This window comes from Flavobacterium sp., from assembly GCF_035456085.1.
Taxonomy (GTDB): Bacteria; Bacteroidota; Bacteroidia; order Flavobacteriales; family Flavobacteriaceae; genus Flavobacterium.
Genome location: NZ_DATIDY010000245.1, coordinates 1 through 14086, shown reverse-complemented (window position 1 = coordinate 14086; position 14086 = coordinate 1). Strand labels below are relative to the sequence as shown.

General features: G+C 33.7%; 13 protein-coding genes. 5 read left to right on the top strand and 8 right to left on the bottom strand.

Features of this window, described 5'->3' with window-relative positions:
* A partial coding sequence (locus tag VLC96_RS18090; protein ID WP_325265168.1) for a VOC family protein occupies window positions 1-432 on the top strand: 432 nt, incomplete at its 5' end.
* A 67-nt stretch (window positions 433-499) separates the two neighbouring features.
* Here VLC96_RS18090 and VLC96_RS18085 read toward each other — a convergent pair.
* The gene (locus tag VLC96_RS18085; protein ID WP_325265167.1) at window positions 500-1792 is read right to left on the bottom strand and encodes a BamA/TamA family outer membrane protein; all 1293 of its coding nucleotides are present in this window, start codon (window positions 1790-1792) and stop codon (window positions 500-502) included.
* A gap of 285 nt (window positions 1793-2077) precedes the next feature.
* On the opposite strand from VLC96_RS18085, the gene VLC96_RS18080 reads away from it, so the two are divergent.
* The 3 genes from VLC96_RS18080 to VLC96_RS18070 all read left to right on the top strand — a co-directional run bounded on the left by VLC96_RS18080 (window position 2078) and on the right by VLC96_RS18070 (window position 4571).
* Window positions 2078-2830 (top strand): SDR family NAD(P)-dependent oxidoreductase, encoded by a 753-nt coding sequence (locus tag VLC96_RS18080; RefSeq protein ID WP_325265170.1) that lies wholly within the window; start codon window positions 2078-2080, stop codon window positions 2828-2830.
* A gap of 100 nt (window positions 2831-2930) precedes the next feature.
* Window positions 2931-3818: a L,D-transpeptidase gene (locus VLC96_RS18075; RefSeq protein WP_325265166.1), complete on the top strand. Its 888-nt coding sequence runs from the start codon at window positions 2931-2933 to the stop codon at window positions 3816-3818.
* A 249-nt stretch (window positions 3819-4067) separates the two neighbouring features.
* A complete protein-coding gene (locus VLC96_RS18070; RefSeq protein ID WP_325265165.1) occupies window positions 4068-4571 on the top strand; it encodes a hypothetical protein in 504 nt (167 codons plus the stop codon).
* Window positions 4572-4695: 124 nt separating this feature from the next.
* Here VLC96_RS18070 and VLC96_RS18065 read toward each other — a convergent pair whose 3' ends face one another.
* The 7 genes from VLC96_RS18065 to VLC96_RS18035 form a co-directional block, all read right to left on the bottom strand.
* Window positions 4696-6504, bottom strand: coding sequence for a sensor histidine kinase (locus VLC96_RS18065; RefSeq protein ID WP_325265164.1), 1809 nt, complete (start codon window positions 6502-6504; stop codon window positions 4696-4698).
* 126 nt (window positions 6505-6630) lie between these two features.
* Window positions 6631-7218 (bottom strand): DUF4202 domain-containing protein, encoded by a 588-nt coding sequence (locus VLC96_RS18060; protein WP_325265163.1) that lies wholly within the window; start codon window positions 7216-7218, stop codon window positions 6631-6633.
* A 198-nt stretch (window positions 7219-7416) separates the two neighbouring features.
* Window positions 7417-7794, bottom strand: a complete 378-nt coding sequence (gene nirD / locus VLC96_RS18055) for a nitrite reductase small subunit NirD (RefSeq protein WP_325265162.1) — start codon at window positions 7792-7794, stop codon at window positions 7417-7419.
* A 214-nt stretch (window positions 7795-8008) separates the two neighbouring features.
* Window positions 8009-10516 carry a nitrite reductase large subunit NirB gene (gene nirB, locus VLC96_RS18050; RefSeq protein WP_325265161.1) on the bottom strand — a complete coding sequence of 836 codons (2508 nt, stop codon included), beginning with the start codon at window positions 10514-10516 and terminating at the stop codon, window positions 8009-8011.
* A 403-nt stretch (window positions 10517-10919) separates the two neighbouring features.
* Window positions 10920-11288, bottom strand: coding sequence for an iron chaperone (locus tag VLC96_RS18045; protein ID WP_325265159.1), 369 nt, complete (start codon window positions 11286-11288; stop codon window positions 10920-10922).
* Window positions 11289-11346: 58 nt separating this feature from the next.
* Window positions 11347-12438 carry a DUF748 domain-containing protein gene (locus VLC96_RS18040; RefSeq protein ID WP_325265157.1) on the bottom strand — a complete coding sequence of 364 codons (1092 nt, stop codon included), beginning with the start codon at window positions 12436-12438 and terminating at the stop codon, window positions 11347-11349.
* On the bottom strand, window positions 12435-12779 hold the full coding sequence (locus VLC96_RS18035) for a SemiSWEET family sugar transporter (protein WP_325265156.1): 345 nt from the start codon (window positions 12777-12779) through the stop codon (window positions 12435-12437). The genes VLC96_RS18040 and VLC96_RS18035 overlap by 4 nt, the downstream gene beginning before the upstream one ends.
* A gap of 375 nt (window positions 12780-13154) precedes the next feature.
* On the opposite strand from VLC96_RS18035, the gene VLC96_RS18030 reads away from it, so the two are divergent.
* Window positions 13155-14086, top strand: a 932-nt coding sequence (locus tag VLC96_RS18030) for a peroxidase family protein (RefSeq protein WP_325265154.1), incomplete at its 3' end; no start/stop codon positions are given.

The window sequence follows — 14086 nt, the reverse complement described above, 5'->3', positions numbered from 1 at the left end:
CTTATCAATCCTCACATTAACTTCAACGGAAATGCCGAAGAAGCATTCAATTTTTACAGATCAGTATTTGGTGGAGAGTTCGCAAACATTGTACGTTTTAAAGATATCTCCAGCACTGAAACTCCAATTTCTGAAAAAGAGGCAGATAAGCTGATGCACATTGCTTTGCCTATTGGCAAAAATATTCTAATGGGCAATGACGTTCCAGAAAGTATGGGTCGGGTAAATGAAAGTGAAAACAGATCCAAAATTGCCATTAACACCTCCACTCGTGAAGAAGCCGATAAAATCTTTAACGGACTCTCAGCAGGCGGCGCTGTTGAAGTTCCTATTGAAGACAGCCCTTGGGGTTCCTATTTTGGGATGTTTAGAGATAAATACGGCATTGAATGGATGGTGGATTATAATCCAAATTTCGTTATTGAAGAGTAAAATGAAATGTTCTTAAAAAACAATCAAATATACATACAAGTCTGTCTGTATATTTGATTGTTAACTATTAAAAAGTCTCTCCGGCATTAAGATAAAATGCTTTAGAATGACGACCCCAGGCATAATTAAATACGAAATTCGTACGGGAAGCTTTATCAATTAAAATTCGTAATCCTACACCGCAAGAAGGCTGGATATACTGAAATATTCTTATGTCTCTGTCTTTATCACTTGTTGAAGTAAAATTAGCAAACACTGTTCCGCTTATCAATTGATTGCAAGTAATTGGAAAACGATATTCCGATTCAAAATAAGCAATATTTTGTCCTCTGAATAATCCTTGAGTATACCCTTTTCCGCCTCTGCTGCTCGGATCCCAGCCGATAGAAGGTAAGTTTAGATAAGGTAAGTCTCCACTAATCAAAAACTGGCCATACGCCCAAAAAGCCAGTACATGTTGTAAATTTCTTTTACTTAAAGGCAGATAGTAATTGTATTCTGTGTACAGCACCGTACTTGTTGCCTGATTATTCATAAATGATGGATTTACTCGATAATTAATATTTCCATACCATCCATGATTAGCGTTTACCTGATTATCACGCGAGTCGTAAACGAGGTTAAAGCTTAGTCCATCAACATAATACTTGGTGTCATTATAACCATGCTTCTGGCTGTATAAATAATGTGCAGTGTATTGCCCTTTTGCAATATCTAAATAAGAATCATTAATGTCACTATAGCCATCCAAATGGATTCCACCACCAATATAAAAATCATTAAAAAAACCATATGACAAGGTCTGATGAAATTTGAAATACTTATAAGTCATTGGTTCCGCTAAGCTCTCTAAATCAAAATCATGATCCCGATATGGAGGAGGAATTATATCAGAGCCTAAACCATAATTATCCTGAGAAAATATATAAAAACGCCAATCTCCTGCAAAATAAAGTTTGTTTTCATTGAGCACCAAATTGTTCTTTGCATTAATCAATAACTGATGTTTAGTAGTATAGGAACCACTAATTGTAGCCGAAGAATATCTGGCACCCTCTTGTTTTGGTTTGAATGTATATTGACCTATTGCACCATACAAAAATCCAGTCGCGGGCTGCGAAGCTATTAAAGGGATCAGGATCAAAAAGTTGCTTTTTGGAGGTTTTGCGAGATGTACTGAATCTTTTTTTCTGAACAAATCTGGAAAATCTTTTATTTTACAAACAGGAACTGTGTCTTGTGTTTGTTGCGCTAAACTAATTGTAGATGAACATAATGAACAAATAATTATAAAAGATTTGATTAATTGTTTAAATTTTTTACAACTATTCTTGTATTTAGTATATCCGTTATTCACCATCACCTATATCTAAAAGTTTTAGAACCTTTTTTGAGAAATGCAAATTTATAATTTTTGAAAAAATAAAGTAGGTTTTTTAGGAAATCAATTGAAAAATAATCCATCGATGAACTGCAAATTTTTTCCACAATGAATAAAATAGTTCTGATAAAGCTTTCAATTAAGCCAGCCAAAAAACATAAGTTAGTATTGCTCTTCTTATATTTGTGACATTAAATGATAATTAAAAATCCCAAAATTGAGTATTTAAAAGAATCTCTTTTTTTGAATAATATAATAAAGAAAATGACAAGAATTGCTTTAATAACAGGTGCAACTTCAGGAATAGGAAAAGCAACAGCAATTAAATTTGCAGAAAACGGATATAATTTAATACTATGCGGACGCCGTTCTGAAAAGCTGGATGAATTGAAAAATAAATTATCAAAAAATGTAAAAGTCCACACTTTGATATTTGATGTTCGCGATAGGAAAGAGGTGGAGTTTCATTTAGATTCGTTGCCAACAGAGTGGAAAAATGTTGACATCTTAATAAATAGCGCCGGAAATGCCCATGGACTTTCTACCATTGACAATGGTGATGTTGATGATTGGGACGCGATGATTGACGGAAACGTAAAAGGTTTGTTATACGTTTCAAAAGCCGTAATTCCGCAAATGGTGGAAAGAAAAAAAGGGCATATTATTAATCTAAGTTCAGTTGCCGGAAAACAAACCTATGCCAACGGAGCGGTTTATTGTGCCTCTAAAAAAGCCGTCGAAGCAATTAGCGAAGGCATGCGCCTCGACCTGACTGAGCATGGCATTAAAATTACCAATATCGCACCAGGCGCCGTAGCAACCGAATTTTCAGAAGTGAGATTCAAAGGTGATAAAGAAAGAGCCCAAAAAGTCTATGAAGGCTACGAAGCTTTATTGCCAGAAGATATAGCTGATCTAATATTTTATACAATAAATGCTCCCGATAGAGTGACAATAGCAGATGTGACTGTTTATTCTAAAGCGCAATCGGCACCAACAATGATCTACAAAAAATAGCCTCTTTTTAGGAGATGAAGTGTAAAAAAAGCAATATTTCCGAATAATTATGTAACAGTTAATCCCATAAATTCTTCCATTTTTACAAAAACAAGAATTTATGGAAAAATTGATTATAGTATTCGGAATTATTGCACTTACGCTATGTTCCTGTAAAAATGAAAATAACAAAATTCAATCTGAAAAAAATACCACTGCTAAAAAAAATCCAGCGCGAATAAAACCAAAAGATGTTTCCTATACTTTAGAAAACGCTAAAGAATGGTTAAAAAACCACAAAGATGTAAAGGATTTATCAGTAGTTCTTGCTGTTAACCGAACAGACAAAAATAATTTTGCCAAATTAGATTCTGTTGTTATACCAAAAGATCTCAGCGGGGATGTGGTATTTTATCTGCCTTTTCCTTTGGAGGTTACATCTTTACAGGCCGTCGATAAAATTATTTTATTCTCATATTCAACTCAAACTTTTGGAATATATGAAAATGGTATTTTGATGCGTTCTGGTCCAACTAATATGGGCAGAAAAAAAGATCCAACGCCTACTGGTTTATTCTTCACAAATTGGAAGGCCGAAGAAACAACAAGCACATTCAACGACGAATGGAACCTGAAATGGAATTTTAATGTAGAAAATAAAAAAGGTGTTGGCTTTCATCAATACGAATTACCAGGTTATCCGGCTTCACATTCCTGCATGCGATTACAGGAAGATGATGCCAAATTTCTCTATAATTGGGCAGATCAATGGGTTTTGGAAAATGATGAGAACATAAAATTCTATGGAACGCCGGTGATCGTTTTTGGTACTTATAATTTTGATGCGCCCAAACCTTGGCTGCAACTGGTTAACGATCCGAAAGCGTTGAATATTTCTGAAGATGAAATAAAAGAAATCATTGCGCCTTACTTAAATAAAATCATTCACGAACAGGAAAAAAGAAAAATTGGCGAACAGTCAAAAATTGAAGTTGCAAAAACTTCATAATTCGAATTTATATGGTTGAAAATCAGTATTTTTTTGTTTTAAAATATCTTTTTTTTGCTTTTAAAAGTGGCTTTTTTTTTATAAAAAAACAATCAATACTTATTTCAACAATTATTTCAAATCACTTATGGATTTTGTAACAAGGGAAAGTAGGAATTTCCTATCTTCGATTTCGCTAGTGAAAAATAATTTTTAACAAACTATTTAATAACTAGCTAGTTACAGTTCGAATTTTAAAATAATAAAGTGATGAGAAAGTTAATTTTTTTGATTGTATTAGCTATTAATGCAATTTGCTACGCCCAAAATGAAGTTCCACAACGTGAACCATTTACATTGAATCTTGTTGTTAACAATAATGAGCCATATGTTATGGAGCTTAAAAAAGGAGATTATTTTGTAAATAAAAAAGTGCTGCAAATCTATTCTTCAGAAAAGTTAAATGTTGAGGTTGAATTTAAAAATGACAGCATTTATTCAATGAAAGTGGTTAAGAATATTGTAAATCCGAAAAACACCATCATTGTTGAGTTGAAGCAAGATGTAAAAGATCAAAAAAGTTTAGGATCAACCTTAAGTGTTAAAAATCCATTTGACAAAAAACTAAATTATAATGCTGTAATGTTTATTGTTGGGGTCAATAAATGGATACCAACTGAAGTAACTCCAGTCGCTCCAAATGAAACACATTTTGAAAAGTGGGATGATGTGTTAGTGACTTTGGTATTAGATAAATGGAAACTTGAAAAATGAAAATAATAATAAAAAACAAAAAGAGCATTTCAAAATTAAATTGAAATGCTCTTTTTTTTTGTGATTGGTGCTTACTTGATTCCTCAATAATTAAATGATCGAATACACACGCCCAAAAATTATTTTAAATTGGAATATTAAAAGTAATTCTGGTTCCTTCATTTGGAATAGAATTGAAGAAAACACGGCCATTAATGTATTGAATTCGCTCTTTCATAAATAACATTCCCATTCCGGATTCACTGTTTCTCTTTTTTTCTACGGCATTGATATCAAAACCTTTTCCGTTGTCGTCTACGATGATGCTCAAAAGTGTTGCGCTATGGGAAAGTTGCACGATAATATGTGTAGAGTCGGCGTATTTGATGGCGTTGTTGATGGCTTCCTGCGTTAATCGGTAAATGTTTATTTCGATTAAAGAATCCAAACGAGCGTTGAAATCGGTTTTGTTGTAAAATAAAATGTTCTTTCCAGTGAGTTTAGAAAGTTCCTGAGTGAGCTTGGTAAGAGCAGAATTGATGCCGTGATCGCTCAATTCCGGAGGCATCAAATTGAAAGTAGCGGTACGCACACCTTTGATGATGTCAAGTGATAGTTTTTTTAAATATTCTACTTTTATCGTTGCTTTTTCTTTGTCATTTAGGTCTATACTTTCTAGACTGAATTTTAATCCAGTCAGCATTTGTCCAATTCCGTCATGAATTTCGCGGGCAATTCTATTTTGTTCGTTTTCTTGATTTTCAACAATTTTACTCGAAATTATTTTTTGTTGGTTTAATTTATCGGCGATATTGGCAGCGTTCAAACGTTCTACTTCCTGAACCGCTTTTTTGCGTTCGGTGATATCGAAACAAATGATTAGAAGTTCAGATTCGTCTTTTTTGATAGTTACAGGAATCATCGATAAATCTAACCAAAGCGATTGCTCGTTTCGGGTGGTAATGTTCAATTCGCCTTGCCAACCTCTGCGATTGTTTTGAAGTACGATTCGGTCAATGAAAAGTTGTTCTTTTTCGTCGGCAGTTAAGGCTTCGCCAAATTTGGTTTCGGTATTGAACGGATTATATTGCAGCAGTTTTGCAAATTTTTCGCCAATATGAATAATCGTTCCATCGGTTGCGATTCGACAATAGAGTAGGGTATTCTCCATCGCATAATTGAGCGATTTTAATTCTTTGACCGAGTTTTCCTTAGCTTCGCTGATGATTTCAGTGTCTTGCGCTAGTTTTAAAGCTTTTCTTTCTGAGGCTAATAAATTTGAAATAAGTGTCTCGATTTTTTTGGTAGTAGGTTTGAAAATGAATAAAAATTCCAATAATAAAACCAATAAAGTAAAGCCAAGAAGAATATATTCGGTTTTGCGTTGAAGTGTTACTTTTTCTAGTGCTTCGGCATCATATTCGCTAACAATTTGATTCATTTCTAAAAGGAAAATACTTTCATTGGCTAATAATTTTTGAACCAATTTTATATTTTCCTGTTCGTTGATATTTTGTTTTTTATTGGCTAAAAAAGTATTGGTAACAGCAATAATGGTGTCAAAATTGGGTTTTATTTTTTCAAAATATTGAGTTATAATTTGGTTTTTTTCTTTTGGAAAACCTAAGCGTTCATTGCCATTTACTAATAAATTATGATTAGATTTCCATTGAGAAATGATTTTGGTAATCTTGTCAATCTGCTCTTTTTTTTGCAAAGAATCTGTAATGAAATGGAGGACCAAAACTTCTTTTGTCAATTTTTGGCTAAGCATTCGTTGTTTTCCAGAAGTATTGATTATTCGGGAATCGCTAAGTTGTCTGTAAAGATTGTATTGAATAAGTAGTTGACTCAATATTACTGTTGCAGCAATCGTAATTAAGGCAAAGATGTATAATCGCCTTAATTTTTTGAACGAAATTTTATCAAAAGAGTTTTTGAAGTTTTTTTTCATAGAAGAAAGGGAATCATTCGTTTTTTTTGCCCTGAATTACACAAATTAAAATTGGTTTACTAATTTCCACGAATTTTTTTAATACTTACTAATTAGTGCAAATTAGTGTAATTCGTGACTAAATAATTATATGCCCAAAGCATCTTTTATCAATTGAAGATTTTCTGGAGTGTAGTTAATTTTTAAGGCTGCCTGATGTCCTTTGTCTGACATTTTATTCCAGGTTTTCAAGATGATGTTTTTTAATTTTTCTTCATCATGTTTAAGGACGAATGGTTCCAAATAAAATTCTAAAAAAACCAAACAAATTACATCTTCCAACAGCTGCGTTTCATGGTCTTTTTTAAGTAATTTTTTTTCGATCAAAAAAGATACACGATCAATAAAAGCATCTTCGTATCCTGCTTTTTTTAAGATTTCGGCAGTAGTTTTGGCGTGGAATTTTTTTAAATCCTCTCTCCATTTTAAATAACCAACGCGGTCCATTGGATAGGATTCTCGGGCAACTTTCCAGCGGCAAATATGTTGTGCTTTGGCTGCAATTTGAACTTCTTCTGAAGCATTTGGTTCAAAGTCCATTAACCTTTCATACATTCTATCCGAATATAATAATTCCTTTGGATAGGTTATTCCTTGATATATTTCACTGTTTGGATCTGCTTCGTTTTCAGCGTCAATCCACGCGCTGGCGTTTAAAAAAGGTATTGTTTTCATTTGAAAAAGTATAGATTTGTTTGTGGCAACTAATACCGTTTATGTTTTGAAAAAGTGTAATAAAAAACTATTGTTTTTTATTACACCATTAAGAAATTAAGGTTCATTAAGCTTAATTTTCTTTATCTCTTAATGGAAAATAAATTTTTAAACAGTATTTGTGTCGCACTTAATATGCTTATTTCAAAGATACATACATTAATCTAAAAAGCCAACGAATACTTCGTCTCCTTCTATTTTTACTGGATAAGTTGCAATTTTATAATCGTCTCCATTTAGATTAGAACCATCAACTAATGAAAATGTTTTTTTGTGCATTGGGCAGGCAATTTTCGGGATTCCATCTGCGGAACCAGTCATTCCTCTGGATAAAACCATTTCCAGTTTGTGGGGGCAAGCATTTTGACAAGCATACCATTCATTTCTTCTTTCGAAATTGAAAACAGCGATTTGTTTGGTTTTGTATTTAATGCAACCACCTCTGTTGCTTGGAAAATCGCTAATGCTTCCAGCTTTGAACCAAATTTTTACATCATTTAAATTTACGGTTTCGTATTGGCTTAATAGTTCTTCCATGGGGTTTTGTTTTTGTTTTTTACTATTACGCGAAGATTCGCAAAGTTAGCGCGAAGTGACGCGAAGTTTATTTATACTGTCTGATATCTGTGTATACATGAAAAAATCTTTGTGAATCTCTGTGTTTGCTCTGCGAATCTTTGCGTAATAATCATTTTTTAATTCGTGCTAATTCGTAAAATTGTTTCGTATGTTCGCTATTTTGGGTCGTGTTTTACCAAGGTCTTGGCATTTTTTGATCTCTTAGCGGTACATATTCAATATTATCGTCTTTCTCATCCGTATTCACAAAATGGCTGAAACGTTTTTTCAATCTTGGTTTTTCCAGAACTTGTTTCCATTCACACTCAAAAGTGCCAACTAGTGATTCCATTTCGGTTTCTAATGCTTCGCAGATTCCTAAACGGTCAAAGATGATGACTTCTTTTAAGTAATCTATCCCGCCTTCTAGTTTTTCTAACCAAGGTGCGGTTCTAACCAATGGACCAGCAGTTCTGATGTAATACATTAAGAAACGGTCTAAATATTTGATAACAGTAGCTTTGTCGATTTTTTCGGCTAATAATACAGCGTGTTTAGGATTGGCACCACCGTTTCCGCAGATGTAAAGATTCCAGCCGCCTTCTACTGCGATTAATCCAAAATCTTTTCCTCTTGCCTCAGCACATTCTCTGATGCAAGCAGAAACACCACCTTTTATTTTGTGAGGAGCACGAATTCCTTTGTAACGATTTTCAAGTTCAATGGCGAAACCAGCGCTATCGTCCATTCCGTAACGACACCAAGTATTTCCAACGCAGCTTTTTACAGCTCTTAATGATTTGCCATAAGCATGTCCGCTTTCAAAACCATGTTCGATTAATATTCTCCAAATTTGTGGTAAATCATCTAAGTGAGCTCCAAATAAATCTACTCGTTGCGCTCCGGTAATTTTAGTATATAAATCAAATTGTTTGGCAACTTCTCCAATTACAATCAGTTTTTCTGGAGTGATTTCGCCACCGGCAACTCTTGGTACAACTGAATATGTTCCGTTTCTTTGAATATTAGCAAGGAATCGGTCATTGGTGTCTTGAGTAGTAACGTGTTTGTTAGCTGTGTCGTTGTAAATACTAGAGAAAATTGAAGCAACCACTGGTTTACAAACTTCGCAGCCATCACCATTTCCATGATGGTCAATAACTTCATAAAAGTTGGTGTATTTGTTTATTTTGACAATATCAAATAATTCTTGTCGCGTATAATTGAAATGTTCACAGATAGATTCTTTAATTTCTTTACCAAGAGATTTTTGAGTCGCTTTTACAATATCAACAACCATTGGTTTACAACCTCCACAGCCTGTAGTTGCTTTTGTTAGTTTTACCACATCACCAAGTGTAGTGGCGGTTCCATCTATCAGAGAACAACAAATGGCTCCTTTAGTAACATTTTCGCAAGAACAAATTACAGCTGTATCAGGTAAATCAGTTGCGCTTCCAAAGGTTGAAGCTTCACCGCCTCTTGAACCTAAAATCAAATCTTCTGGGTTTGCCGGTAAAGCCAATGCATTGTTGTAAATTTGAAACAAGCCATTGTAATCAGATGAATCACCCACTAGAATTCCCCCTAAAAGTGTTTTTCCATCTTTGGTTACATTGATTCTTTTATAAATACCACTGAATTTATTTTCGTAAACAATTGCGGTGACATTTTCATTTTCAACAAAAGGATCACCAAAACTCGCAACTTCAACTCCAATTAATTTCAATTGAGTAGACATATCGATGGTTTCTCTCATCGTTTTATCTCCTTTGAGAATTTGTTCGGCAGCTACATCGGCCATTTCGTAGCCGGGAGCTACAAGTCCGTAAATCATTCCGTTGTAAAGAGCAACTTCTCCAATAGCATATATGTAAGGATCCGATGTTAACATTTGATTGTTCACAAGAACGCCACCACGCTCACCAACTTCCAACCCTGAAACCCTAGCCAGTTCATCGCGTGGTTTGATTCCTGCTGATATCACCAACATATCCACCTTTAAAAATTCGTCATTTGCAAACATCATTCCTTTTATACTTTCGTCGCCATCTATGTATTGAGTGGCTTTGTTAAGATGGATTCCGATGTTGAGTTCTTCAATTTTAGATTGCAACATATTGCTCGCGCTTTGATCTAATTGTCTTGGCATCAAGCGTGGTGCAAATTCCACAACATGAGCATTAAGATCCAAATCACGAACTGCTTTGGCTGCTTCCAGTCCTAATAAACCGCCACCGAGAACCGCTGCTTCAGTAGCACCGTTGGCTTTTATTTTTTTGGCGTAGCTCATAATAGCATCTAAATCTTCTATGGTTCTGTATACAAAAACACCTTCTTTTTCTACTCCTTTGATTGGAGGAACAAAAGCAGATGAACCCGTAGCCAAAACTAAGTAGTCATACGCATATGTTTTATCTAAGTGTGTACTTATTGTTTTGTTTTCTTTGTCAATTTTTAAAACTAACTCAGATGTATTTAATGTAATATTATTTTCTTTATACCATTCTGCCGTTGAAAGTGACAGATCATCAGCGCTTTTGCCAGCAAAGTATTCACTTAGGTGAACACGGTCATAAGCGCGTCTTGACTCTTCTCCAAATACTGTAATTTGATAATTTTCTTGTCCTGTTTTCGAAACGAATTTCTCGCAAAACTTATAACCAACCATGCCGTTTCCGACTACTATTACATTAATCATAACTGTTTAATTAAGTATTACTACGCAAATATACGTATTAATACTTAATTTAAATACTTAATTTTATTTTTTTTCTAAAATAGAATGATTTTTAATAGTGAAGCAACAATTGCTGAATAAATGAAAAGTTTATTTGGGTGTGACCTCGTTTCACAACTTGTTGGTTATTAGTGTATATTGTAGCAACGAGGTCAGGCTGTCCGCTGTATCTTTTCTTTTTTAAAGGGAAAAAAGAAAAGGATGCCGCTTCCATCCTTCACACAAAAAGAGTATAGAAAAGTGTTTTTTATAGATTTAACACGTATGAAGTACTTATGAAAACTAAGTAGGTTTTGATGTTGATTATGTATTAACCAAAAAACCTTGTCATGTTGACATTGAGGTACAGTTTAAGTAATGCTAATTATTTATTTAATCCTTTTTGTTCATTCTCTTTTACTTTATACATAACAATACGCTCGATAAGATCAAATGGAATTGGGGTGTCTAACGGAAATTGTACTGATCCTTTTCCTTGTTTATACTTTGAAAGTTCATTGCTAAATTCGGAATGTGCTGATGGAGTAGCATAAAGACCAATATGCTTTTTGAAAGCGGCGAAGTAAACCAGTGGTTTTCCATTTGCTTTGTAAGCAGGCATACCATACGAAATACTTTCAACAGCATTTGGAGCGCTGTTTAAAATGATATTTCGAACCTTTTTTAATTTCAATTGCACCTCTTTTGGGAAGGCAAAAATGTATTCATCAACGGTTTTGAAATTATTTTCCATGTTATTTTTAATTTATTATTGGTGTACAATTAGCTTTTTTTTTAGAATTAAACATATGTTATTTTTTTTCAATCCTCTCTGATTTTGCATCTTCAAAGTTTATAGAACCTTCAACATTCTTATCAAAAGCTTTTACAAATCCATTTCTTAGTACATTAATAATGGCAGTCCATGTAAATTTTTCGCCGCCGTTTACAGTTCCTTTCAATGGTATTTTAGTAGCCAAACGATCTTTAGGATGATTTTTTATTACACTAACGCCAGTTCCAACAATAAGTTCCCATATTCTTTTAAAGAAAGGACGTTTTTTTTCTTTTTCAGTATCAGGTGTCAAATCGATGATTTTAATATTTTCCAAAACGGGTTTGAGATAACCATTATATTTTCCATCATCCATAGCCAATTCTGTGGATAAGTATAACTGTCCTCGCTTAAAAGTGAAATTAGCATAGGCATCAGTAAAATCTTTTAAGTAAGTGAGATCCATTCGCTCGAGTTCCAGATTGAAATCAAAATCGGGAGTTTCTTTAAGAGCATTCAATTTAGCATTGCTTTTGATTTTTCCATTTCCACTAGTATGAGCTGTTAACTGTATTGTCGAAGGAAGTTTATTATTGTGATCTTCAACATTTCTAAGGTTTTTGGCTGTAGCATATACTTGTTTTGCGGCCACATCAATTTTTGGTTTTGAGCTAAGGTCAATATAATGTACTTCGCCATCCAATATTTCGACATAATTGATATTTACAGGTGATAATTTTTTTACTGTTTCTATAAAGTCATTGTTTCCTCCAGCTTCTACTTTGCTTCCTTTTTTAATAAAGTTAAGGACTGGTTTTTCTACTGATAATTCAGCTACAATTGCTCCCTTAAATAATGATTTCCATTCTATAGAAATATCTGTTCCCGGAGCACTGAAAAAAGGTAGTGATTTTCCTTTTTCTATTTTCTCAATAACAAGTGTATCGATTCGGTAAGCACCGCGATATAAATGAATTTCAATATTTTTAACACTACCTTTGTAGCCTTTTAAATCTGCCAGTGCTTTATTGACATAATGTAATGCTACTGGCTCTAGTGCAAAATTGATAATTACCAATAATGCTATTATGCTAAGGATAATAATTCCTGTTTTTTTATATGGTTTCATATCTCTTTATTTTTGACATTCTTTTCTTCTGTTTCGGCTTCTTTTATAATTTTATCAGGTAATACAGCTTGGTGTATTTTTGAAATAGTTTTTTTGGAAGAAAAATTGAGAATGATAATGATTAGGCTCGTCATACTTGTAAATCCGTTTGTTAGAATTAGTGGCCAGTCATTTTTTAGAATTCCATAAGTTGTCCATAAAAGCGTACCAGTAAGTAATATAAAATACGTTGTAACTGAAATATGTTCTGTAGACTTTTCTCGGATAATTGTATAGGTCTGAGGAATATTTGCAACAGTAGTAAATATAGCAGCCAATATTCCAATGATATTAGGTTCCATAAGGTTGATTATTAGGCGGGTAACTTCAAATTTAAGTAATTAATAGACTTTGATGTTATATATATTTCTTCGCTAGTTATAAAATTTTGGTCTGTAATTGCTTGCATTAAATTTTATTGTTTTTAAAATTATTCTCGGTTCAATAAATTTTTGTTATACTAAAAATATAAAAGAGTCTTTTATTTTACTGATTGAATGATAGTTATATCTGTTTTTTTATAGGTGGTTTAAAATTTTTGTAACTACATTTATATGTTAAAAAAAGAGTTTGAATGAAAAATTCCGGACTAATGCTATAAGTTTTATCTATTGAAAATAATATTTAAATAAATATTTATATGTTAAATTCGTAGGTAAATTTTAAATAATTAATCTATGGAAAATAACTCAAACCCTAATGCTAATGGAGACGGCAAATGTCCATTTTCAGGAAATGTTTCAAAACAACATGCTGGACCAGGAACAAAAAATACGGATTGGTGGCCAAAACAATTACAAGTAAAAATCCTTAGACAAAATTCTTCTTTATCTAATCCGATGGAAGAAGATTTTAATTACGCTGAGGCTTTCAAAAGTTTAGATTTAAATGCTGTTAAGAATGATCTTCATGCATTGATGACTGATTCTCAAGATTGGTGGCCTGCAGACTTTGGTCATTACGGAGGTTTATTCATTAGAATGGCTTGGCATAGTGCAGGAACTTACCGTGTACATGATGGTAGAGGAGGAGCTGGTGCTGGTCAGCAACGTTTTGCTCCGCTTAACAGTTGGCCAGATAATGTAAGTCTTGATAAAGCCAGAAGACTTTTGTGGCCAATCAAACAAAAATATGGTAAGAAAATCTCCTGGGCAGATTTGATGATATTAACCGGAAATGTAGCTTTGGAGTCAATGGGTTTTAAAACTTTTGGTTTTGCCGGAGGACGCGCAGATGTATGGGAACCAGATGAATCAGTGTATTGGGGTTCTGAAACTACATGGCTTGGTGGAGATGAGCGCTATAAAGATGGATCAGAGGGTGTGCCAAAAGAACATGGAGTATTAGTTTCAGATGATGATGCAGATGGTCATATTCACTCCAGAAATCTGGAAAAACCGCTTGCGGCTGTACAAATGGGACTTATATATGTAAACCCAGAAGGACCTGATGGAAATCCAGATCCTATTGCTGCTGCCAAAGATATAAGAGATACTTTTGGCCGTATGGCAATGAATGATGAAGAAACCGTAGCATTAATTGCTGGTGGACATACTTTTGGTAAAACGCATGGTGCCGCTTCTTCAGATCATGTCGATAAAGAACCGGA